Annotated in this window: 22 protein-coding genes; all 22 read right to left on the bottom strand. The window is 46.1% G+C overall.

Going from position 1 to position 23,491, the window contains the following annotated elements; translation table 11 throughout:
* Positions 1 to 3 precede the first annotated feature (3 nt).
* The 22 genes from V6669_RS11740 to V6669_RS11635 all read right to left on the bottom strand — a co-directional run bounded on the left by V6669_RS11740 (position 4) and on the right by V6669_RS11635 (position 23,445).
* On the bottom strand, positions 4 to 408 hold the full coding sequence (locus tag V6669_RS11740) for a PaaI family thioesterase (protein WP_036609249.1): 405 nt from the start codon (positions 406 to 408) through the stop codon (positions 4 to 6).
* A 209-nt stretch (positions 409 to 617) separates the two neighbouring features.
* Complete coding sequence (locus V6669_RS11735; RefSeq protein WP_036609251.1) at positions 618 to 1,067, bottom strand: YlbF family regulator; 450 nt, start codon at positions 1,065 to 1,067, stop codon at positions 618 to 620.
* Between the two features lie 261 nt (positions 1,068 to 1,328).
* Positions 1,329 to 2,885, bottom strand: coding sequence for a tRNA (N6-isopentenyl adenosine(37)-C2)-methylthiotransferase MiaB (gene miaB / locus V6669_RS11730; protein ID WP_338593863.1), 1,557 nt, complete (start codon positions 2,883 to 2,885; stop codon positions 1,329 to 1,331).
* A 312-nt stretch (positions 2,886 to 3,197) separates the two neighbouring features.
* Complete coding sequence (locus V6669_RS11725) at positions 3,198 to 3,770, bottom strand: phosphate propanoyltransferase (RefSeq protein ID WP_017689107.1); 573 nt, start codon at positions 3,768 to 3,770, stop codon at positions 3,198 to 3,200.
* Positions 3,771 to 3,963: 193 nt separating this feature from the next.
* Complete coding sequence (locus V6669_RS11720) at positions 3,964 to 4,953, bottom strand: dipeptidase (RefSeq protein WP_338594908.1); 990 nt, start codon at positions 4,951 to 4,953, stop codon at positions 3,964 to 3,966.
* 91 nt (positions 4,954 to 5,044) lie between these two features.
* On the bottom strand, positions 5,045 to 5,305 hold the full coding sequence (locus V6669_RS11715; protein ID WP_007430104.1) for a stage V sporulation protein S: 261 nt from the start codon (positions 5,303 to 5,305) through the stop codon (positions 5,045 to 5,047).
* A 117-nt stretch (positions 5,306 to 5,422) separates the two neighbouring features.
* Positions 5,423 to 6,217: a TIGR00282 family metallophosphoesterase gene (locus V6669_RS11710; RefSeq protein WP_338593862.1), complete on the bottom strand. Its 795-nt coding sequence runs from the start codon at positions 6,215 to 6,217 to the stop codon at positions 5,423 to 5,425.
* A gap of 154 nt (positions 6,218 to 6,371) precedes the next feature.
* Complete coding sequence (rny, locus tag V6669_RS11705) at positions 6,372 to 7,913, bottom strand: ribonuclease Y (RefSeq protein ID WP_036609258.1); 1,542 nt, start codon at positions 7,911 to 7,913, stop codon at positions 6,372 to 6,374.
* Positions 7,914 to 8,223: 310 nt separating this feature from the next.
* On the bottom strand, positions 8,224 to 8,961 hold the full coding sequence (locus tag V6669_RS11700) for a regulatory protein RecX (RefSeq protein WP_338593859.1): 738 nt from the start codon (positions 8,959 to 8,961) through the stop codon (positions 8,224 to 8,226).
* 281 nt (positions 8,962 to 9,242) lie between these two features.
* A complete protein-coding gene (gene recA, locus V6669_RS11695) occupies positions 9,243 to 10,307 on the bottom strand; it encodes a recombinase RecA (RefSeq protein ID WP_062833851.1) in 1,065 nt (354 codons plus the stop codon).
* A gap of 243 nt (positions 10,308 to 10,550) precedes the next feature.
* The gene (locus V6669_RS11690) at positions 10,551 to 11,807 is read right to left on the bottom strand and encodes a competence/damage-inducible protein A (protein WP_091017238.1); all 1,257 of its coding nucleotides are present in this window, start codon (positions 11,805 to 11,807) and stop codon (positions 10,551 to 10,553) included.
* Positions 11,808 to 11,914: 107 nt separating this feature from the next.
* Positions 11,915 to 12,502, bottom strand: a complete 588-nt coding sequence (pgsA, locus tag V6669_RS11685; RefSeq protein ID WP_062833849.1) for a CDP-diacylglycerol--glycerol-3-phosphate 3-phosphatidyltransferase — start codon at positions 12,500 to 12,502, stop codon at positions 11,915 to 11,917.
* Between the two features lie 320 nt (positions 12,503 to 12,822).
* Positions 12,823 to 13,314, bottom strand: coding sequence for a YajQ family cyclic di-GMP-binding protein (locus V6669_RS11680; protein ID WP_017689115.1), 492 nt, complete (start codon positions 13,312 to 13,314; stop codon positions 12,823 to 12,825).
* Positions 13,315 to 13,469: 155 nt separating this feature from the next.
* Positions 13,470 to 13,640 (bottom strand): hypothetical protein, encoded by a 171-nt coding sequence (locus V6669_RS11675; RefSeq protein ID WP_017689116.1) that lies wholly within the window; start codon positions 13,638 to 13,640, stop codon positions 13,470 to 13,472.
* Between the two features lie 67 nt (positions 13,641 to 13,707).
* A complete protein-coding gene (locus V6669_RS11670; RefSeq protein ID WP_338593855.1) occupies positions 13,708 to 14,760 on the bottom strand; it encodes a RodZ domain-containing protein in 1,053 nt (350 codons plus the stop codon).
* A 66-nt stretch (positions 14,761 to 14,826) separates the two neighbouring features.
* Positions 14,827 to 15,594: a DUF3388 domain-containing protein gene (locus V6669_RS11665; protein ID WP_024630282.1), complete on the bottom strand. Its 768-nt coding sequence runs from the start codon at positions 15,592 to 15,594 to the stop codon at positions 14,827 to 14,829.
* A 197-nt stretch (positions 15,595 to 15,791) separates the two neighbouring features.
* Entirely contained in the window at positions 15,792 to 16,055 is a 264-nt protein-coding gene (locus tag V6669_RS11660) for a DUF3243 domain-containing protein (protein WP_017689119.1), read from the bottom strand.
* A gap of 162 nt (positions 16,056 to 16,217) precedes the next feature.
* A complete protein-coding gene (gene fabG / locus V6669_RS11655; RefSeq protein ID WP_026081137.1) occupies positions 16,218 to 16,988 on the bottom strand; it encodes a 3-oxoacyl-ACP reductase FabG in 771 nt (256 codons plus the stop codon).
* 1 nt (position 16,989) lies between these two features.
* Positions 16,990 to 18,270, bottom strand: a complete 1,281-nt coding sequence (locus V6669_RS11650) for a pitrilysin family protein (protein ID WP_338593853.1) — start codon at positions 18,268 to 18,270, stop codon at positions 16,990 to 16,992.
* Between the two features lie 3 nt (positions 18,271 to 18,273).
* Positions 18,274 to 19,554, bottom strand: coding sequence for a pitrilysin family protein (locus V6669_RS11645; RefSeq protein ID WP_338593851.1), 1,281 nt, complete (start codon positions 19,552 to 19,554; stop codon positions 18,274 to 18,276).
* 126 nt (positions 19,555 to 19,680) lie between these two features.
* The gene (sleB, locus tag V6669_RS11640) at positions 19,681 to 20,508 is read right to left on the bottom strand and encodes a spore cortex-lytic enzyme (protein WP_047842506.1); all 828 of its coding nucleotides are present in this window, start codon (positions 20,506 to 20,508) and stop codon (positions 19,681 to 19,683) included.
* A gap of 198 nt (positions 20,509 to 20,706) precedes the next feature.
* Positions 20,707 to 23,445, bottom strand: coding sequence for a DNA translocase FtsK (locus tag V6669_RS11635; RefSeq protein ID WP_338593849.1), 2,739 nt, complete (start codon positions 23,443 to 23,445; stop codon positions 20,707 to 20,709).
* Positions 23,446 to 23,491 lie beyond the last annotated feature (46 nt).

The raw sequence follows: 23,491 nt of genomic DNA, 5'->3' as shown, positions 1-23,491 counted from the left end.
GCGTTACGTTCTCGGGCGTGCTATGCGGAATGTCGCCGTTGCCATACATCCCAACGTGCCCGATGCATCACGAACCTCCGATTGAGTCGTAACACTGCGTCCTGCTTGATGCAGTACCGTAGCTGTCACCGTTAACTCCCCTTGTTTCATTGGTGCAAGAAAATGCACGTTCAGATTCGTTGTCACACAGCCGTCCACTTCCATTGCTGCTGTTGCGACCATCCCCATCGCCTGATCCATCAGTGAAGTCAATACACCCCCATGAATAATCCCCATGGAGTTCGTATGATGTTCGCCTGCTGTCAACGCGATCTGTACTTCTTTACCGTCTCCTTTAATATAACGACAGCCGAGAAATCCCCAGAATCGTCCGTCTCCGTCTTCCACCATTTTGTCCAAAATACTCATTATTCATTTCTCCTTTATTCACTGTACGTATCAAGCTCTCTTGATGTCATGTGCCTTTATCATTAAAAATCAGCTGCGCCACACAAAATAACCCCACAGCGTGGAGCTTTGCTTGGAATTATATTCCGAGTACTTGGCGATAGCCACTCCACGTTTACGGTTATGTAATGTCAAAAAAGGCGCGGACAGCGTCCGCACCCTTCCGTCATTTAACCGCAACTGGTCGGAGGTGAATCCGTTCCAGCCTCCACGTTTACTTTTTCAGAAACCGTATCCCGGATTACAGAGATCACTAGTTGAAGCAAGTAGTTAATGTCGCTCTGGCTCTGCTGGAATTCCGTAACCAATGGAATACTGTCCAGTTCGCTTTGCAGATCTTCAATTTCCTGTTCAATTTTGCTGACCATCTCCACATTTTTGAAGCTTTCAAAAGCAACAATCTCTTTTTGTTTCTTCTTGATCGTTGCAATCAATTGCTGGATGCGCTCATGATCCCGAATTTTGGTTTCAGCCTGTTGAAACTGTCTAACTTCCTCACTCGTTCCGAGCATATCAGCCAATTCTTTGGCTTTTCCCATAATGTCGTCGCGTATGACCAGATTGCGCGTATCGTAGGTAGGCATTCCGTAATGGTTGTACTGCACTTCTTCCTGCGCCACTGAAATCGCTCCATTCTATGAGATGATATAAGATGAATATTCATGTTGCCCTAGCTCAGTTGACTGCTGAGTGACCGCTACGGTGTCGGATCGTTCTTTTGATCGCTGTTGTCTCCGAATTTTTTCGATTGAGATTGTTCAAGGTTAAAATTCGGAGACAAAGGCGAACGCTTCGCTTCTACAGAATCGATTCCGTCACCTTCGCTACGCTCGGCGTAACCCCGCTAAGTGCAAAAATCATTCATCTTATTGGTGTGTGTATTACTGATTGGCAGCTACCGGCTCGGAGAGCAGGTTGCCCCGAATATAAAAAGTCATCGGATCGGTGATTTCCACTTGTACGAAAGTACCGATCAATTCTTTGGGTCCTTCAAAATGCACCAGCTTGTTGCTGCGCGTACGTCCTGCAAGAACTTCGGAATTCCGCTTGCTTTCGCCTTCAACGAGCACTTCAACGATTTTGCCGCGTTGCTCTTCATTGCTTCGGTGGCTGTATTCGTTGATCGTTTCGTTCAAGCGCTTCAAACGTTCCTTCTTCACTTCCATCGGTACGTTGTCTTCCATCACCGCAGCCGGTGTACCTTCCCGTGGGGAATAAATAAAGGTATAGGCAAAATCATACCCTACTTCACGGACAAGGGAAAGTGTATCTTCAAACTGTTCTTCCGTTTCCCCCGGAAAACCAACAATAATATCCGTTGTTAACACGACTTCTGGAATGGCCTTTTTAATTTTGTCAGCCAGTTTCAGATAGTGTTCCCGGCTGTACTTGCGGCTCATACGTTTGAGCACTTCCGAACTGCCAGATTGCACCGGAAGATGAATGTGCTCCACTAGATTTCCGCCCTTGGCCAGCACTTCAATCAAGTGGTCATCGAAGTCACGTGGGTGACTGGTTGTAAACCTTACTCGCGGAATATCAATTTGGCGAATGGCATCCATCAAGTCACCAAAACTGTAGTTCAGGTCGGTGAAATCCTTGCCGTACGCATTCACATTTTGACCAAGCAGCGTGATCTCCTTAAAGCCTTGTCGTGCCAAATCCCGAACTTCGGCAATAACATCTTCCGGACGACGGCTGCGTTCTTTGCCCCGCGTAAACGGAACGATGCAATATGTACAGAACTTGTCGCAGCCATACATAATGTTCACCCAGCCGCGCATACCCTCACGTTTCTTCGGCAGGTTCTCAATAATGTCGCCTTCCTTGGACCACACCTCAACAACCATTTCTTTGCTGAACAGCGCTTCCTGAATTAGATGTGGCAATCGATGCACGTTATGTGTACCAAAGATCATATCCACAAATCCATGCTTCTGCATGATTCGGTTGACGACGCCTTCTTCTTGGGACATACACCCGCATACGCCAAGTAATAATCCCGGACGTTCGAGTTTTAGCGTTTTCAGGTGACCCAGCTCACCAAATACTTTATCTTCCGCATTTTCCCGTATGGCACACGTATTGAGCAGAATAATATCAGCTTCTTTGCGATTCTCTGTAGCCTGATATCCCATAGACTCAAGCAGTCCTTTGATGGTTTCCGAGTCATGCTCGTTCATCTGACATCCATACGTATATACAATATAATGTTTGCCTTTCCCTATGTTTTTCAGTTCATCGGGAACGGCATTTTCGTAAAGCACCTGGACGTCTTCCTTGCCCCGCTGTTTCTCCTGACGATGATTGGGTTCCGATTTGATGTTAATCTCCCGGCCCCGGATTCTTATCTTTTTGCTGAATTCATCTTGCGAAATTACTTTGGCATCGGAGAAATCAAAATATTGGGAGTAATCCTTTTTTGAGTCTTTAGCCATTTCCTTCGGTCACTCCTTACAGCCTCTATTAATAAAAAATCGTTCATTCATCCCTGTTCCAGGTGAATTTCTTGCTTGGAACACTAAAAGAGCATTACAGCAAATTATAGCATGAATTGGGCTGTAGTTCCACATCCAAAGCGCATGTCCCTTCGTCTAATCCGTAACATGCCATGTTCAGAAGAACACTCTGAAAATACAAAAACCTGAGCCTTGCCATCAGGGGTGGGATTAACCGTACCCTGTTGGCTGTGCTCAGGTTTATATGTTATTCAGACCGCCCCAATTGGCGGCTGAAGCTATTACATGTAATTAATCGATGATTTCAGCAGTGTCGCCATTACGAGCGCCAGCAGCGTTAGCTTCATCTGTATCAATATGCATGTCCAGTGCGAAAGAATCGGATACACGAGCCAGTACATTTTCCAGTACAAGACCGCGATCTCCGCCAAGGCGAACTTTCAGCATTTGTTTGTCCTCGATACCCCATTTAGCAGCATCAGAAGTATGGAAGTGAATGTGACGAGCAGCAACGATAACACCTTTATCAATCGTAACTTCGCCAGCAGGACCTTTAATTGTGATTCCTGGTGTACCTTCAATGCTTCCAGATTCACGTACAGGTGCTTTAACACCAATGGCAAATGAATCTGTCATGGAGATCTCCAGTTGCGTTTCAGGGCGAACAGGTCCAAGGATACGCACTTTATCAAACTGTCCTTTCGAACCAATTACCGCTACAGTTTCGTTAGCAGCGTATTGGCCAGGCTGGGACAGAGGTTTAAATTCAGTCAGTTCATAACCTTTGCCAAACAAAATTTCAACGTGCTCTTGGGATACATGAATGTGACGGGCAGATACGCCCACAGGTACTGTTTTACTCATTGTAAATTCACTCCTTGTTTATCTATGGCCTGTACTCAGGCTCTTAACAATCCAATGGTATTATACCCCTTTTTGGAGTGAAATGAAAACGAACTGGTGAAAATTCATGAAATACACTTATTTCACCATCATTCCCGTCCTTTATTTGGAAAACTAGTTTCAATTCAACACATTCAGCGCACACACCAGTTCACTACTTTATGGAATTCCCCTTTATCTTCGGATTGCTCTCTGGCAAGTGTTCCCCCAGATAACTCATCGCATTCCCCCACAACCAGCCGCGAACCAGATGTTCATCATAATGTTTGAGCAGGATTTCCGTCAGTCTCGGATAATGCCCTGAGTGTTCAAGTCTCTGAATATACGTGGAGATCCCATCAAAATCAGACCCCATCATCAGATGGTTCTGCCCGCCCAGAGAACAGATCTCCTCAATATGAGGCAACAGATCTTCTATACGTACCTCACCCTCCTGTTTTACAAACCAGGGCACAAACGTCAGTCCGATCCGCCCTTCCCGGGCAATGATGGCCTGAATCTGATCATCTTTCAGATTACGCACATGGGGACATACGCTATAACTGTTGGAGTGGGAGGCGATAAAAGGACGTTTACTCAAATCAGTCAGCTCCCAGAAACCTTTCTCCGTCAAATGTGACACATCTAACAGCATTCCCATTTCATTACACTGGCGCACCAGTTCTTTCCCTTTCTCGGTCAGACCTGCTCCTCGCTTCTCCATTACTCCGTCAGCCGCCCAATTGGCATAATTCCACGTTAGTCCAATAATTCGAACGCCCATCTGATAACATAACTCCAGATAGAACAGGTTGCCCTCCAGGCCATCCACACCCTCCAGTGTGATTAATCCCCACGGACTCTCTGTTTGCCCCACCTGAGCCACCTGTTCACGCCATAACAACGTCTGTGTACCACCAAGCCGCTCCTGACTTCTCTCTACACGTCTACGATAAATCTCCAACTGCCCCATCACATGTTCAAACTTGCCTCTGCCCAGCACTTCGGGTAAATAGATGGCGAACGCCTGTAACCCTACATTCCCCTCTTTCAAACGTTGCAAATTCACATCCAGTTGTGGAGCATCTTGGAATGAAAGAGCAGGCTGCATCAAAATTTTGCTCAGTGCATCACAGTGAAAATCAGCTACTCGCCAATCAGACATGGACATCTTAAACCCTCCTCAATATGTTATTGCAAAAAAACGCAAAAAAACCTGTCTACATCGTAAACAGGTTCAATGCATACTGCATGTATTATCTGGGCTCCACAATCAGCTTAATGGCCGTTCGGTCCTCGCCGTCGATCACAATGTCTGTAAAAGCTGGAATACAAATCAGGTCAACTCCGCTTGGTGCTACAAATCCCCGGGCTATCGCTACCGCTTTAATGGCTTGGTTCAGTGCTCCCGCTCCAATTGCCTGCAGTTCAGCATTTCCACGTTCACGAAGAACCCCTGCAAGAGCGCCGGCTACAGAATTAGGATTGGACTTTGCTGAAACTTTTAATACATCCATGGTAAGTACCTCCCTGGGAATGTTGAAAGTTTGTTTCCACTTACTAGATGTTATTCGCGGGAGGCAAAAAAATTCCTTCTTTTTAGGCGGGTTTCCCTGCAAAATGGGACAATACCCCTATTCCATGCGCCACTCGTCCTCCATCAGACGAATTTTTTCGATGCGTGTTGCCGCACCTGTGGCTTCATCAATTTCAACAAAAACACCATGGAAGTGCCATTTGCCATCATCCACAACAAAACGTACAGGTAGCTGGGTGTAGAACTTACGCAACACAGCCTCACGCTCCATACCCAATATGCCGTCACGAGGTCCTACCATGCCTGCATCCGTCAAGTAAGCTGTTCCTCCAGGCAAAATCCGATCATCGTTACTCTGTACATGTGTATGTGTACCTACAACGAGAGACGCACGTCCATCCAGATGCCATCCCATGGCAATCTTTTCTGACGTCGCTTCAGCATGCATATCGACCAGAATACATTTATGGTCTTGGCGTAGCTCGTCTACAATCTCATCAACCACACGGAATGGACAATCCAGAGCAGGCAGGAACGTTCTTCCTTGAAGATTGACAATCGCTAGCTCTTTCCCTTCACCTTTGACAACCGTGTATCCTCGTCCTGGTGTACCTGGTGGAAAGTTTGCTGGACGAATCATGCGGGGCTCATCATCTATAAAATCAAAAATATCCTTATTGTCCCAAGTATGATTACCAAGTGTAATACCATGTACACCCCAGTTGAAAAACTCATTTGCGATTGCACCGGTAATGCCGCGACCTGCTGCCGCATTTTCACCATTCACAATCACCACATGTGGCTTATACTTCGATTTCAGGTACGGTAAATTTTCCTTTAATGCCTTACGTCCCACGTTACCTACAATGTCACCAATAAACAAAACTTTCATTGATTACTGCCTCCTCAATTCCTGCAAAGTCCTCTTGCTTAAAATGTTGAATCTTTGCAGGACTCTATCTCATGTTCCATGATGTGTAGTTGCCATTTAACAGGCTATCAACAGGAAAAGTGGCCCGATACTGCGGCCACTTTTCCGTAATGCTCTATTTTGCGTATTCAACCGCACGGGTTTCCCGGATGACGGTGACTTTGATGTGACCCGGATAGTCGAGTTCATTCTCAATCATCTTCGTGATGTCACGGGCTAAGCGGAAGGCTTCAGCATCATCGATCTTCTCAGGCTGTACCATAACGCGAACTTCGCGTCCGGCCTGAATGGCGTACGATTTCTCGACACCTTCGAAGGATTCTGAGATTTCTTCCAGCTTCTCCAGTCGTTTGATATACGTTTCCAGCGTTTCGCGGCGTGCGCCTGGTCTTGCTGCGGATAGCGCATCTGCTGCGCCAACCAACATGGCAATGACCGAAGTCGCTTCGCAATCTCCGTGATGGGACGCGATACTGTTGATTACAACCGGATGTTCTTTGTATTTCTTCGCCAGTTCCACGCCAATTTCGACGTGTGATCCTTCCACTTCGTGATCCAGCGCTTTACCGATGTCATGCAATAGACCTGCACGTCTTGCCAGAGTTACGTCTTCTCCGAGTTCGCCAGCCATCAGTCCAGCCAGATAAGCGACTTCCATGGAATGTTTCAAGACGTTTTGACCGTAACTTGTACGGAACTTCAACCGGCCCAAAATTTTGATCAGATCCGGATGCAGACCATGCACGCCCACTTCAAAGGTAGCTTGCTCACCGTATTCACGGATGCGCTCATCCACTTCTTTGCGGGATTTCTCAACCATCTCTTCAATCCGTGCCGGGTGAATACGTCCATCAGCCACCAGTTTCTCCAGGGCAGTTCGGGCGATCTCACGGCGAATCGGGTCAAAGCCCGACAGAATAACAGCTTCTGGCGTATCATCGATAATGAGGTCAATCCCTGTAAGGGTTTCAAGCGCACGGATGTTACGTCCTTCACGACCGATAATCCGGCCTTTCATTTCTTCATTTGGCAGGGTAACAACAGAAACCGTTGTTTCCGCTACGTGGTCAGCCGCACAACGTTGGATGGCGAGTGTAATAATCTCGCGGGACTTTTTGTCCGCTTCTTCCTTCGCTTGTTGTTCAATGTCCTTGATCATTTGAGCCGTCTCATGACGAACTTCCTGTTCTACGTTGGACAGTATGATACTGCGTGCGTCTTCCATGGTGAGGTTGGATATACGTTCCAACTCTGTCACCTGGTTTTTGTAAATCATTTCGATCTGCTGCTGAGTCTCATCAATTCGTTTCTCTTTGTTAGCCACTTGCTCTTCTTTACGTTCGAGTGATTCCAATTTTTTATCCAGCGACTCTTCTTTTTGCAACAATCGTCTTTCTTGTCGTTGAATTTCATTCCGACGTTCACGAGTGTCTTTTTCAGCTTCAGCACGAATGCGATGGATTTCATCCTTCGCTTCCAGCACCGTTTCTTTCTTCAGTGCCTCTGCCTCTTTCTTCGCGTTCTCCACGATTTGTACGGCAGCTTGTTCCGCACTAGAGATTTTAGCCTCTGCAAGAGATTTGCGAATAAAATACCCTACTCCGAACCCAATGATTAGCGCGGCCACAACGAGAGCGATCGTGATTGCAGGATTCATACTGTTCACCTCCTCGTTGGTTCCTCCAAGGCATTCCTTGGGTCAATTTGCAGTTTTCAAACCTTACATATGTTTGGGAATAACGAATACTCACGGCGATCCCCCGCCGATTTTCATTTCACATGTACATGTTTCCACGTACTATTCACTGTTTCCAGCGAACCCATAATTAAGAATGGTATAAATCTTAAGAAACCGAAACCGCTTTTTTGGAAGGAAAAAGGGTTGTCCATTTCTTACAGACTCATGTCCATTTTAGTATTTGACGAAAGAAATTGTCAAGAGAATGCAGTATAGAGACTGTAGTCTGCTAATCCCATAACAACGCTTCGTCATCTTCAGGGCCCCCAGCCTCATCTTCTTCAATTAAACAATTCACGACACGGCGCACCATATCCATTGAAAAACCACGTCTCATTAGGAAGGGAAGCGTTTTATTTTTCTTCTCTTTAACGTCCCCTTTGACCTGATTCCATTTTTTGCGTCCGGCACTCAAGGCAGTCTCAAATTCCGCATCTGTACTAATACCTTCTAGTGCCTCAATGATGAGATCATTGGCAATGCCCTTTTGACGCAGCTCTTGCCTTATCCACAGTTTTCCCTTCCGCTTGCCCTCCATACGCTGTCTTGTCCATTCCTTTGCAAATAGATCGTCATCCACTAACTTCTCCCGTTCAAGTCGATCCAGCGTCTCTTCAATTAATGGTGCAGCAAACTCCTTCTGACGAAGTTTCTGACTTAATTCATGGCGTGTTCGCGGCTTATGTTCCAAAAAGCGCAGAGACTGTGAATACGTACGCTGTCGCTCATCAGCTACAACAATTTCTTCAAGGTCCTTCTTCATAAACGTATTGCCTTGAGTCATCCTGTATTTAATCATCACATCTTCAAGAACCGTAATGGAGTGGATGCCAAAAGTGATTCGATAACGAGCTTGCCTGCTCTTCGTTCGTTCTACACGTGTAATAATAAGTTCTTCGTTATCCGGAAATTGGGATAGGCCGTCCTCTTCTGCTTCTTCATATAAATCCTCGTCATGTTGATCCATTCAGGTCTCCCCTTTCATAACATTTTCATTTTGACTACGCCAAGCACATCTTCACATAAAACAGAGAACACTAATACAAAAGGCCGGGGACTCTGCCCGGCCTTTACTCCACAGTTAGCGTGCCAACAGCCCCTGTCCATTGGGACAGGGGCTGTTGGACAGCATGAGCACTCCCCCACTACAATCCATTATCCAGATTGATCCAAGCTCAATCAGATAAGTTTACGGAGTCCAGTGGGAAACACCCTCAGGGCCCTCCCTACAAGGGAGGATTTGAGAGATTACTCGTTGATTTCAAACAATTCTTGTTCTTCTTCTGCTTCTTTTTGTTGCTCTTCACTAGTTGGCGCAGGGACTGCGGTAGTCAAGTTACTAGCTACCCGAATTTTTTGTTCAATGATTTCAGCAATGTCTTTATGCTCTTTCATGAACTGCTTCGCGTTCTCACGGCCTTGTCCTAAACGCTCGCCTTCGTAGGAGTACCATGCACCACTTTTATTAACGATGTCCAGCTCTGTACCAATGTCAATGATACTGCCTTCTCTCGAAATACCCTCGCCATACATGATATCCACTTCCGCTTGTTTAAACGGAGGTGCCACTTTGTTTTTCACAACTTTAATACGAGTACGGTTACCAATCATGTCATTGCCTGATTTGATACTCTCAATACGACGCACATCCAGACGTACTGTGGAATAAAACTTCAGAGCACGACCACCAGGTGTTGTTTCCGGGTTACCAAACATAACGCCGACTTTCTCACGAAGCTGGTTAATGAAGATTGCAATTGTTTTGGATTTGCTGATTGCACCAGACAATTTACGCAGCGCCTGAGACATCAAACGCGCTTGCAAACCAACGTGTGAATCTCCCATTTCGCCTTCAATCTCTGCTTTTGGAACCAATGCGGCTACAGAGTCAATAACGACGATATCTACTGCACCACTGCGTACAAGAGCTTCTGCAATTTCCAGCCCTTGCTCACCCGTATCTGGCTGAGATAGAAGCAATTCGTCAATGTTAACACCCAATTTGCTTGCATATTGAGGATCAAGAGCATGCTCGGCATCGATAAATGCTGCTTGTCCACCAACACGTTGTACTTCAGCAATCGCATGTAATGCGACAGTTGTTTTACCTGAGGATTCAGGTCCATATATTTCAACAATACGGCCTTTAGGCAAGCCGCCTGTTCCTAATGCAATATCCAAAGCCAAGGAACCGCTGGGAATAATTTCCACATTCATATGAGTGGACTCACCCAGTTTCATGATGGATCCTTTACCAAATTGCTTCTCTATTTGACGGAGCGCCATATCAAGCGCGGCACGACGGTCTGACAATAAGCTCACACCCTTTACTGTTTATAAGATAATGATACCTTGTTTTAACACGTTTGCCAAGCTTTTTTTCGAACATACATTCGTTTTTTTTGTAAAGGCTGAGGCGCCTCTTCCTCAAGGAAACTTTCCATTAAACAGAAAAAAGAACCGTAAACAAGGCTGTAAAGCCTAATTCTACGGTTCTTCCGTCTTCCTTAATTATACTTGCTTGGAACTGTAAATGCAATCGAAGCGATTAACTAATCAATCCATCGCCACAAGTTTTTGCCATAAGCGATAGAGGATTGCTTTCGCTGAACGAATGCGTACCGTCTCGCGATTACCATTAATACGCAGCTCATGAATTTCCGTCTCTTTTCCACGTTCAGCAAGAGCGATGAAGACAAGTCCGGGTGGCTTGCGTTCCGAATATCCCGGTCCAGCTACACCGGTAACAGCCAGGCCAAAATCAGCATCGCCAATCATGCGAATCTGCTCAGCAAGCACTTTTGCAACCTCTGGGCTTACCGCCCCAGGTGCATCTTCACCTTCCAGATAATCATGAGGCACATTCAGCAGCTTTTCTTTAATTTCATTGGAGTAACAAACAATTCCACCTTTGAGCATTGAGGCACTTCCGGGTACAGAGGTCAGACTTTGCATGACAAGCCCTCCTGTACAGCTCTCAGCAGCGCTAAGCGTCAGCCCCATGTCAGACATCATGGTTACAATCGTATACTCTATAGGCACATCCTCGTTCGCGTAGAGATGTTCTGTCAAACGCTCACGAATCTGAACCTCCATCGCATCCAGCTTCAGCTTCGCCTCTCCCTCACTCGCAGCCTTCGTGGAGACACGTACCGTAACTTCGCCTTCACTCGCGTAAGGAGCAATCGTAGGGTCTGTCTGCGCGTCAATCAGATCCAATAGTCGATCTTCCAGAGCAGATTCACCAATACCTGCGAATTTCAGCATTCGGGAATAGATCGGCATTTCTTCCGTGAGTACATGCTGGAACAGCCAGGGCTTGACTTCCTGTTCAAACATTGGAATCAGCTCTTTAGGTGGTCCAGGCATCACAACATAATATTTGTCATTATCAGAAATCGCATTTCCTGCCGCAAGGCCCGTTTCATTGGCCAGAGGTGTTCCGCCATCAATAACGATCGCCTGACGTCGGTTATTTTCTGTCATGTCCACATTACGATCTCTGAAAAAGCTCTCAATTTTGTCCATAGCCATTCGATCTGTATGCAGTTTCCGGTTAAGAACAGCTGCCAATGCATCCTTGGTCAGATCATCTTGGGTAGGTCCGATGCCACCGGAAAATAAAATAACGTCTGCACGGCCCTGCGCAATGCGAATAGCTTCGCTAAGTCGGTTCAGGTTATCCCCTACCACCGTTTGGAAATATACATCGATCCCCATCGCAGCCAATTCACGGGATAGGTATCTGGCATTGGTATTGACGATTTGTCCAAGCAGTAGCTCTGTGCCAACTGCAATGATTTCTGCCTTCATTGAGCATCCTCCTGTACACGTGGTGAGTGATCAAAGGGCAATAGGATAATCTCCTATTGCCCCTGACCCAATGCTTCCTTCATGATTACCCATTTAAGAACAAACCATTATGCTTTTGTTAAATGAAGCAAATTTTTGTTTTTGATAAAGTAATCGATACCCGACCAGATGGTAATAAGCGCTGCTGCCCATACCGCGATAATATCGACGTGAATACCCGTGTATGAAAACGGGAAATTGTTCAACAGCAACAGCACAATCGCCACAATCTGCACTACAGTCTTCAGCTTGCCCCAAGCACTAGCGGCAACAACCGAACCATCCAGCAATGCAATTTGACGCAAGCCGGTAACTGCGAATTCACGACTAATAATAACAACTGCAATCCAGGAATCCAGCTTGCCCATCTCCACAAGCGAGATCAAAACTGCAGTAACCAGCAGCTTGTCTGCGAGCGGATCAAGCAGTTTCCCCAGATTGGTAACCATGTTATTTTTCCGCGCAAGGTATCCGTCAATTCCATCTGTGCTTGCGGCGATGATAAAAATAACAGCAGCAATCAGTTGATTATACGGAAGCGAAAAGCTTCCAAGCTGCAACGGCTCTGGATAAAATGGGAAATCCACAAGCAGGAACACCATCAAAAAAGGGATTAAGCAAATTCGTGCAAGCGTAATCCGGTTGGGTAAATTCACAAGACGCCCTCCCTCATATCCTCCATTACTCCAAACAATCATCATAATCCCGTTATCATCATCCGGAACATGAAATGTACAGTTTCAATGTCAATCCGTATTAACATGATCCCACTATGTAGAAACGCAAAAAATAAAGTCAACCGCTCAAAAGCAAAACCGCTTTAAACGTTCCGGTGACTTCCAGAAGATGTACTGCTTTTCACAAAGTCAGCAAACGATGAGGACTGGACTTGATGCATGACTGCCAGCAATGCACACTTAGTATAATATACGCCCAATACCGTGTCAAAAAACACTTTTGCTACAAAAAGGCCATATTACTTGAAATTTGTATATTGCAAATCCAGAGGCAGGTTAGCACCATTTAGCAACTGCATAACAGCTTGCAAATCATTTTTACTCTTACCAGTTACCCGGAGTTGGTCTCCCTGAATCTGGCTCTTCACCTTCATCTTGGAATCCCGAATCAGGATATTGATTTTCTTGGCGATGTCCTGATCAATCCCCTGTTTAAAATTCAAACGCTGGCGGACTGTACCAGAAGACGCTGGCTCTACCTTTGCGTAATCAATGTTTTTCAATGGTAGACCACGCTTCGCCATTTTGGATTGCAGCACGTCAATGACAGCCTTGAGTTTGGTCTCATCATCAGATACGATCGTTAACGCATCCTTATCCAGTTTCAGGCTGCTCTTGCTGCCCTTGAAGTCATAACGAGTGCCAATTTCCTTCTCGGTTTGTGTAACGGCATTTGTCAGTTCTTGCAAGTCCATTTTGGACACGATATCAAATGAATTTTCTGAGCTCAAACCAGTCACCCTTTCAGTTAATCGTATGTTCTGTAACATTATAGAGGATACCTTAAGCAAAAGTCTAATTTCAAGCTGTTTTACACAAAGAAAAAAGCATTTTTGGCTTCCACTTCAAGTGGCTGCCAAAAATGCTTGCTGGTCCAGCTTCCAACCTAATAGCGGCTGCGGTTGGGCTGTCTGAACATATCAAGCACACCCAAAAGCACATGTGCAAGTCCAAAACCCAATATTCCGTAACCCCAAGCACTTGGAGTCAGGTAATAACCCAGGAGGCTGACAATGATCCCTAAACCTGTTACGATCCAGCTGACTGTCACAGCCATCCACCTCACTTCACCAAAAGTTAACTGCAAGTTAAGACACGGTTATTGTCTCCTGCAGTTGACCCGGTTATTCGCTACCCGTGGTACCCCCTGTACCGTCCGTTGATCCATTTTCAACACCTGTAGAAGAAGTAGTACTACTGCTACTGTCTTCACCAAGCTTCAAACGGATCCGATTGGTCGCCTTGCCATCCGTTACAACTTGCCCGCCAACCTCAATCGTGGTCGCTGCAGCGTAACCGGACTTAATATACATGCCTGCACTATCCAACTCAAAGGTATAGCTGTCACCTTCGGCTGTGTTACCATACTCCAACTTCTCTCCACTGGAGTTTTCGCCTTTGTACACTTCCAGCCAGCTATGACCTGTTGCTTTGATCGTGACCGTTACAGGTTGCCCTGCACTACCGTTAACTTTAAAGTTCGTAATATTTCCTGATTTCCCATCTTCCGCAACAGTCACATTAGACGGTGAATTGTCAGTTGGTTCTACCTCAGTTTCATCCGTCTGTCCGTCCGTTTGGCCATCAGTTTGACCGTCCGTCTGTCCTTCCGTGTCTGTACCGCCGCCGTTACCGCCAGCTTCGCCCTCACCAGTACCGTCAGTACCTGAATCTGTCGCAGGCGGATTAGATGCCTGTCCGTTGTCGGCAGGTTGATCCGGTTTATCCTCAGGCTGTTGTTGACTGTCCGTAATTTTGACCTGATCAAGCCCCGGATTATCTGATTCATCACCATTGTTATACACCACGTATACATACAACAGTACTACAATCAAAACAGGGAATGTCCACATCAGCGCGACAGACATCCACCGATTACTACGCTCAACCGGACGGCTGGAACGCTTCTGTATAACCGGTTCCATCGTTGCTTCCGCCTCTTCTGCGGGTACGTCTTTTTTGTGTCCCTCCAGCAGCTCATCAGGGTTCAGTCCCACGGTCTCCGCATAGGTTTTGATGAAAGCACGCACATAGAAGCTACCCGGCAGCACTTTATAGTCTCCTGCTTCTATGGCCTCCAGATACCTCTTGCGAATTTTTGTCATTTCCTGTACATCGTCAAGACTCATCCCTTTTTGCAGCCGGGCCTCCCTTAACTGCTGACCCAGTTCAGACATGCCATCTCCTCCTTATGTTTATCTCTTGAGTTGTTGCTAATCTATTTCATGATTCCGTACGGTTCCTTACAATTCGTCGGTGTAGCTAGCCGTAAACGTATCATAAATAATTTCTTCATTCGGATTGTTGCGAAGTTCAATAATAATATCAAAATCATTAAAATCATATTCGGATTCCTGTACAAAAATATCCGGATGTTCAATAACTTTGGTGCTAGGCATGGTCATAATATCCTGCAACAGGTTGTAATGCCGCTCACTGGAGCGTATCGTGCTAACAATACCGTCGATAATGAACACATTGTTCGGGTTCAATTCGTCTTCGGACATTTGACTCCTTATCGTCTGACGAAGAAGTGTGGAGGACACAAACGTCCACCGCTTCATTGCACATACGCTACCCGCAATAATGGACTCCGTTTTACCAACACGAGGCATTCCGCGCAAACCAATGACCTGATTGCCTTCCCTCTTAAATACTTCACCCAAAAAGTCCACAAGTAACCCAAGTTCATCTCGTGTGAAACGAAATGTCTTGCGATCATCCGAGTCACGGTCAATGTATCTGCCATGACGCACGGCCAAAATATCCACCAATTTAGGTTGACGCAAAGCCGATACGGTGATGCTGTTTACTTTGCCAAGCATTTCACCAAGCAAACGGATTTTTTCATCATCATCCGATTCAAGCAGCATGCCTCGAGTTTTGCCTTCAACACCGTTAATGGTCAATATATTCACTTCAAGCATCCCCAGCATAGAGGCAATATCGCCTAACAAACCGGGTCTGTTCTTATGTATTTTATATTCCATGTACCATTGTTTAGATTCCATTTCAACACCCCGTAATGCATTATTCCACATTATTCGACAGCAACAGAACGTGTCCACTGGACAACAATCTGAGACATCTTCTAAAAATGGGTCACGTTAATGATATATAAAATGAAAATGAATTACAAGAACAGCTCTGTAATCCGTTTGTAATCATTAGAGAAAAGCCCCCTTGCGGGAGCTCTTCATCTGTGATCTTATGCGTTTTGTTTGGCCAATTTGACCATCAGGCACGCAATCGTACGACGCTCATCTGCATCGCCGACATCCCATAACTCTTTCAATGCCCGGTTGGAATGGTTCGCCGGATCGACTTTCTCATCGAGGAAATCGCCGATTTCATACGCAAGTTTGTTGATGGTTTCTTCACTCATCCCCATCTTCTCTGCTTGCAGTACGCGGTCACCCAGGAACTTCTTCCATGTGTCAAAACTGGAGAGCACTGTTTTTTCTGTTGACATGATAAATCCTCCTTAGATGACGCATGAGATTTAAAATCAACAGTTGTAATATGTGCTTTCGAGACATTTTATATACGAGCAATTTGAAAATAATCTAGAGACGGTTGCTTCTAGGCAATCTTCACCTGTTTCGTCTACAACCAGTCAAGTTTTCTTGCTGTTTTACGTTAACCAACCGCCATTCGGACTGATAATCTGCCCATTGATATAACCAGATTCAGGGAGTGCCAGAAAATAAACCAGTGATGAGATTTCATCAGGTTGAGCAAGTCTTCCTGCTGGAATTTCCTCTTCCAGCATCTTCAGTTCACTCTGATCCAGATGGTTCAGCATGGATGTCTGAACGGCGCCAGGAGCAACGGCATTTACGGTTACTCCGGAAGGTGCGAGTTCTTTCGCAAGCGCCTTGGTGAATGCATTCACCCCACCTTTGGTTGTGGAATACAGCACCTCACAAGAAGCACCAGACAGTCCCCAGATCGACGATACATTAATGATTCGGCCATACCTTTGGGAGATCATGTGAGGCATCATTTCCTGTGTACACATAAACGTGCCTTTGAGGTTAATCGCCATCACTTCATCCCAGATCTCCTCTGTAACATCAGACAACATCCCGTAGTGCGAGATTCCTGCATTATTCACAAGAATATCTGGCATGAGATTATGCGACTCGAGCTTCTCACGCATGCGCTCAATCTGTTCCCGGCTGCGAAGATCCGCAGACACGGTCATGATTTTTCCACTGCCCTGTTCCATACACCGTCTGGCGGCTTCATTGGCTGCCTCATGCGATTTCATATAGTGTATAACAACATTCATTCCCACTCTGGCGAAGCGTTCTGCGATAGCCGCTCCAATACCACCGCTTGCACCAGTTACCAGTACAGTCATTTCCCCAATTGCCTTCAATTGTCCTGTTCCCCTCTCCATATCAAGGACTCACGACTAGCGATACAGCCAGTTGATCCCAGCGAATATGCTCTCTCAGTCTGAGATTTATATCTTCCAGTGTAATCGATTCATAGAGCGGGAGCATATTGAAAAAATCACCGCCACGGAATTGCTGACGTGTAAATTCATGCGCAATGTTCTCCGGAGAATTGAGCATACGCAAATATCCGCCTATTTTCTTTTTGCGTGCACGTTCAAAATCCGTGGATTCGAACCCTTTTTCTACAATGGCATCCACTTCTTCACGTATACGCGCGAGCAGTTGATCCGGGTCTTTTGTATCACCACCAATGGCTGAAAACGCATATTGCGGCGAACTGTTATACTCATGTCCAAAGCTGTCCGAGATCAGATCTTCATCGTAGAGCTTCTGGAATAAACGTGTGCTTGAGCCAAATAAAAGATCCATCATCAGTTGTGTTGTCATATCTCGCCGTAACAATTGTTCCCCGGTAAGTCCAACGTCCGTCTCCTTGAATCCAAACAGACATTTGGGCAGTGAAACAGCCAGTTTTGATTCCCGTCTGGCTTCTCCTACCTGCTCAGGCTCCGGTTCGAAGAAACGTTGAATGCTCCCCTGTGGCTTATAATCCTTCTGCTCCTGGTTCGATCGAACCATATCAATGACTTCCTGTGGATCTACACCACCCACCACAAACAAGAGCATATTACTCGGGTGATAGAAGGTGTTATAACACTCATACAACATCTCTTTGGTAATCGTACGGATGGATTCCACCGTTCCTGCAATATCGATATGCACCGGATGTTTCTGATACATGGCTTCGATCAATCCAAAATAAACACGCCAATCCGGATTATCAGCATACATGTCAATTTCCTGTCCAATAATGCCTTTTTCCTTTTCCACGTTTTGATCGGTGAAGTAAGGATTTTGCACAAAGTCGACTAATGTTTGTATATTTTCATTCACATGTTCGGTCGCTGAAAACAAATAAACCGTCTGATCAAAGCTCGTAAACGCGTTAGCTGAAGCACCATGAGACGCAAATGTTGCAAAAATATCACCTGTTGGTTCTTCAAACATTTTATGCTCAAGGAAATGAGCAATCCCATCCGGGACCTTCACTTCTTCCTGCCCTTCAACCTGAAAATGATTATCCACCGATCCATACTTGGTTGCAAACGTAGCATACGTTTTCTGGAATCCCGGTTTAGGCAAAATATAGATATGCAGTCCGTTATCCATTACTTCGTAATATAGTGTCTCCTGCAAATGCTCATACCGAATGCTCTCCACCGATTATTCCTCCTTCTCATCCCGCAAGAAATAAATCGTATCCAGACGGAATTGTTCTGCCGCCTCACGCACATCTTCCTTGCTAATATGTTCTACTTGAGCCAACAGTTCTTCAGCCGTTCTTTCTTTGCCAGACAACTGTCGATTGAAGTCATAAGCGATCATCTCAAAGGCAGAATCCTGCATTTCCTTAAGCAGGTTACGGATCATTGCTTTGGTCTGGGACATTTCCAGATCACTGATTGTACCGCTTTTCATTTCTTCCAGCTGCTGCTTGATGATCGTGACGGCCTTCTCATAATTAGGGATTTCAATTCCGGATTGAATCGTTGCAATGCCCTTATGTCCGTCATATCGCGAAGATGCGTAATACGCCAGGCTTTCTTTTTCACGAACATTGACAAACAGTTTGGAATGAGGATAACCACCGAGAATCCCGTTGTACATTAGTGCTGCTGCATACTGAGGATCTCCATAAGTGATAGATGTACGGAGTCCCATATTGAGTTTTCCCTGACTCACATTCAGTCGCTCAACAACGGTCTCTACTTCCTTATCTCCTCGAACCGCTACCTGTGTCTGGTAATCAGAGGAGGACGTTCGATCTACATTGAAATGACGCTGAACAAGGTTCTCGACCTCCTCCAGTGTCGTATCCCCTACCACGTATAGATCCATACTCGCCTGCTGCAGCCACTCGTGATAAGACGCAGTCAGTGTGCCAGGCTCAATTCCGGGCAGATCCTTTCGCTCACCCAGTGGGTGAAGACGGTACGGCTCGTTCTTGCACATTTCCTCAATACTGCGTTCAGCGGCATAGCGCATTTTATCATTCACGATGGACTCCAGCTTTTTACGAACCGTCTCTCGCTCTGCTTGTACATAAGACGTCCTGAAATGTCCATTCTCCTGTGCAGGTCGTGTAAGAACCTCTCCAAGGAAGGCAAATGAACGATCCAGTAGCTGCTCATCCCCTCCAACAAAGGAATCATTAATGGTATCCATTCGGAACTGTACAATCTGGTAATCCCCGCGTTTATAGACGTCAAAACCAAAACCGGCTCCATACAGATGCTCCAGTTGCTCACGAAATTGCGTTGTTTCCGGATAGGATTCCGTGCCGCGTCGCAGAACAAAAGGTGTCAGCGCTACTTTGGTTACTGTATCTTCCCGTAAGGGAACTCCTGCATATAGCGATATAGCAAACGTTTTGAAACGTTTAGTCGGAAGCACATGTATACGAAACTCTCTCTTGCTACCTCGTTCGAATCCTGATGTATTCAAATGTCAAAACCCCTTTACGGCGTCATTTATCATGCAATCGTATTAAGCTAAACGTAACAACCATTTTAACCCATTCAAAAGGCAAGAAGCAACCGAAGTCACGCCTTCTGGTTGCTTCCAACATCATCACATACAAAAGATATGCTGTCCGATTGTTTTCACTTGTGGGCGGGTCCAGATCCATTTGGATGTTGCTGTCTTCGGGTTAAAATAATAGAGACATCCACCGGACGGATCCCAACCATTCAGGGCCTGCTCAACTGCCTTTTTGGCTTGTGCGTTTGGTTCCAGATAGATCTGTCCGTCCGCTACAGCCGTAAATGCACCTGGTTGAAAAATCACACCAGAAGGCGTACTTGGAAAGCTAGGTGAATTTACGCGATTCAAAATTACTGCTGCTACTGCGACTTGACCTTCAAACGGTTCACCCCGGGCTTCACCATATACTGCGTTAGCCATAATCTTGAGTTCATTCTCTGAGAGACCAAGGGCATTGGCAGATCCCATATTGTCTTGCTCTTTATCTGCCGTATTGTTGCTGCCTCCACCCCCACCTGAGGATTCCTTGTGTAGTGGCGGCTCTGTTGGGGACCATTTGGTTGACGCATTGTACAGCTTGAGCTTGGTCTCAGCTCCAACCACACCATCTGCCTTCATGCCAAACTCGGATTGAAACCATTTGACGGATTTCAGCGTGCTGCTGCCAAAATTACTGTCGATTTTACCATTGTAAAATCCCAGATACTTCAGACGCCCCTGAAGCTCATATACATCCTGACCGTAACTTCCATATTTCACTGTATTGCTGCTAAACGTAGGCAAGGCCTTTTCTTCTACCTGTGGTGTACGCTCGGCTGAACTTTCAGTTGCTGTATTCCCAGGAAGCAAATAACGAATTCCCAATGCGGATATCAGCAAAATAGCAGTGAAAAGCCATAGGTTCATTTTTCGCATCGACTGTGCTCTACCTTTCTCTTGTGGGATTAACAGAATCGCTAAGGTTATTATGACAAGCCTGCTTGTTTCCTATGCACCAAATCATCCGATCTTTGGAGTAGATGGCAAAACTTCAGTCTCCTGAGCAAGCAAAAAGCCCTCAACCAATAAGGTTGAGGGCTTAAACGATTCGTTGTAACCATGTTACATGTTACACTACGAGCTTATTTTATTCTGCTGATACTGTTCAAGTGAAACCAGTACTTCCCTTGGTTTACTGCCCTCGTAAGGACCGATTACACCCCGGGCTTCCATGGAGTCAATTAAACGCGCTGCACGTGTGTAGCCAACCCGCATACGACGTTGCAACAAGGAGACTGAAGCTTGTTTTGCCTCCAAAATAATCTGTACAGCTTGCTCATATAACTCATCCTGCACTTCATCTGCTGCCTGAATGGAATCATCCACTTCAGGTACAAGGGACTCATCATACTGAGCTTCACCTTGACCACGTACGTAATTCACAATATTCTCGACTTCTTCATCGCTCATAAATGCACCTTGTACGCGAACCGGTTTTGATGCGCCCATTGGCATGAATAACATGTCTCCACGACCCAACAGCTTTTCAGCCCCACCCATATCCAGAATCGTTCGGGAATCGACTTGGGAGGATACGCCGAAGGCAATCCGCGATGGAATGTTAGCCTTGATTACCCCGGTAATAACGTCAACCGAAGGACGTTGTGTGGCAATAATCAGATGGATTCCGGCTGCACGAGCCATCTGAGCGAGTCGTGCAATGGCATCCTCCACATCTCCGGCTGCAACCATCATCAGATCTGCAAGCTCATCCACAATGACAACGATATAAGGCAGAACAGCCGCAGGATTATCTTTCATCAGATTATTGTAACCCTCGACGTTACGCGTGCCTGATTTGGAGAACAGTTCATATCGTTTCTCCATCTCAACCACAATCTTTTTGAGAGCAAGTGACGCTCGTTTAGGATCAGTTACTACTGGCGCCATCAGATGTGGAATTCCGTTATATACGTTCAACTCAACCATCTTGGGATCAACCATCAGGAACTTCACTTCATCCGGCTTGGCTTTATACAATATGCTGGTAATAATACCGTTAATACACACCGACTTACCGGAACCTGTAGCACCTGCGACCAGCAAATGGGGCATCCGAGCCAAGTTACCAATGATTGTCTGTCCCGAGATATCTCGGCCAAATGCAATGGTCACTTTGGATTCTGCATCCTGGAACGTTGCTGTTTCCATTACCTCACGCATCGTTACAACCGATACCTCGCCATTAGGTACTTCGATACCTATAGCGGACTTCCCGGGAATCGGCGCTTCCATCCGAATATCTTTTGCCGCCAGAGCCAACGCGATATCATCAGTCAGACTGACAATCCTGCTGACCTTAACACCAATATCAGGCTGAATTTCATACCTTGTAACGGCAGGGCCCCGGACCACTTCAAGCACTTTGGCGCGAACACCAAAACTCTCCAGTGTAGCTTCCAGCTTGCGTGCTGTCTGCATATAATCCTTCTGGTCACCCGCCTTGCCCCCATTGTTTGGCTTGGCAAGGAGACGGAATGATGGCAGCTTGTACGGCTTAGGAGGTGGCGGTGGTGGTTTCACCGGTTGTGTGTCCTGCCCTTCAGGAGTAGGAGTATCTGTTCCCTGCATGGCATCATTAGGGACTTCTTCTCCACTCTGAATCTCATCCACAGCATTCAACCCGTTCGTACCCGCATCGGATGCAGACCACTCTGTCTCTACCAGTTCATCCGTTATTTTAATGGCATGCTCGCCCTGTTGTACTACGCTTGGATCGGCCAGATCATCCGGGAAAGGATAAGCATCGTCCAGATCATCTTCAATGCTTGCCTCTTCTGCTCTAACGTGCTCGAAAAAGTCTCGAATGATTGGCGCTGAGTTAGGTTTAGCCTGAACAGGAACACGTGATGAAGCTGATTTGTTCGCTACGTCTTCGGTCGCATCCTGCCACGCATCTACATTGTGATCTTGTTCGGCGCGGTACACAATCTGTTCTGTTTCTGCCGAATCGACCTCATCCATTTCACGTCCTGATGTCGCCTGTTCCCGATTAGCTCCCCATTTCCCAAAAAGTTGGAAGAATATGGGCGATTTCCGTTTTGGCAGATGCTGTTCCTCTAATTCATCCTCATACTCATCTTCGTCATCTTCAACAGGAACAGGCACCACTTTACGAGCGTTACCTTTCTTCCTTCCATCAGATGCTGAAGCAGAACGTGCAGAGGGCCTCGACTCCAGCTTCTTGTACATCGAACTCCCGGCATCCCAAATCTTTGTACGGAATATTCGAATCAAATCCACATAAGATAGACTCGTAATCAGCATAAAACTGATGATAAACATGACAATCATGATGAGTCTCGCCCCAAGGCTGCCGAACAGCCACAGGAAAAGAGCAAATTGCCCAGCTCCGAGATAACCACCGCTGATATCCTTGTTAAGCATGGAGTCCCTCTCCCCTGGCGCAGCAGGGGTTAGCAACTCGGTTTGCATATCATTATGTACCTGCGTAATCACAGCACCAGGCTCAAGCGCACCAACCGGAATGAGCTTCTGGTGCATTGCAGAGACAGTACTCATCAGGGTTAAGGCAAAGACCAGCAATACCAGTCCTGTTTTGCGTGTAGTCCAGCCACTCGGCCATTTCCGGTGAATCATCACCATGAGACCATAATAAATACCAACAAGTGGAATCGCAAAATAAAACTTACCAAGCATCAGTCCGAACATCTTGGAAAGCGAACGTCCAACGGTGGCTTCACCCGATAATGCTATGACAGCAAGGGTAATAAGCACAATCCCGTAAATTTCATATTTTAAAACGCCACTAAAACCAGCGCCCTTTTTTTTCCTCTTTTTTCTTCTGGCCAAAATCAGGTCACCCCCAGAAGAATATTATACCATACAAATATAATCC

The organism is Paenibacillus sp. Y5S-9 (assembly GCF_036894235.1).
Classification (GTDB): Bacteria; Bacillota; Bacilli; order Paenibacillales; family Paenibacillaceae; genus Paenibacillus.
Note: the sequence above shows the minus strand (reverse complement) of the source record. Positions and strands in the feature narration are given on the sequence as shown.

Coding starts and splice junctions, on each gene's coding strand:
- V6669_RS11740 (WP_036609249.1), bottom strand. CDS start 408: ATGAGTATTTTGGACAAAATGGTGGAAGACGGAGACGGACGATTCTGG.
- miaB (WP_338593863.1), bottom strand. CDS start 2,885: ATGGCTAAAGACTCAAAAAAGGATTACTCCCAATATTTTGATTTCTCC.
- V6669_RS11725 (WP_017689107.1), bottom strand. CDS start 3,770: ATGAGTAAAACAGTACCTGTGGGCGTATCTGCCCGTCACATTCATGTA.
- V6669_RS11720 (WP_338594908.1), bottom strand. CDS start 4,953: ATGTCTGATTGGCGAGTAGCTGATTTTCACTGTGATGCACTGAGCAAA.
- V6669_RS11715 (WP_007430104.1), bottom strand. CDS start 5,305: ATGGATGTATTAAAAGTTTCAGCAAAGTCCAATCCTAATTCTGTAGCC.
- V6669_RS11710 (WP_338593862.1), bottom strand. CDS start 6,217: ATGAAAGTTTTGTTTATTGGTGACATTGTAGGTAACGTGGGACGTAAG.
- rny (WP_036609258.1), bottom strand. CDS start 7,913: ATGAATCCTGCAATCACGATCGCTCTCGTTGTGGCCGCGCTAATCATT.
- V6669_RS11700 (WP_338593859.1), bottom strand. CDS start 8,961: ATGGATCAACATGACGAGGATTTATATGAAGAAGCAGAAGAGGACGGC.
- V6669_RS11690 (WP_091017238.1), bottom strand. CDS start 11,807: ATGAAGGCAGAAATCATTGCAGTTGGCACAGAGCTACTGCTTGGACAA.
- V6669_RS11675 (WP_017689116.1), bottom strand. CDS start 13,640: ATGGCTGTGACAGTCAGCTGGATCGTAACAGGTTTAGGGATCATTGTC.
- V6669_RS11670 (WP_338593855.1), bottom strand. CDS start 14,760: ATGTCTGAACTGGGTCAGCAGTTAAGGGAGGCCCGGCTGCAAAAAGGG.
- V6669_RS11665 (WP_024630282.1), bottom strand. CDS start 15,594: ATGGAATCTAAACAATGGTACATGGAATATAAAATACATAAGAACAGA.
- V6669_RS11660 (WP_017689119.1), bottom strand. CDS start 16,055: ATGTCAACAGAAAAAACAGTGCTCTCCAGTTTTGACACATGGAAGAAG.
- fabG (WP_026081137.1), bottom strand. CDS start 16,988: ATGGAGAGGGGAACAGGACAATTGAAGGCAATTGGGGAAATGACTGTA.
- sleB (WP_047842506.1), bottom strand. CDS start 20,508: ATGCGAAAAATGAACCTATGGCTTTTCACTGCTATTTTGCTGATATCC.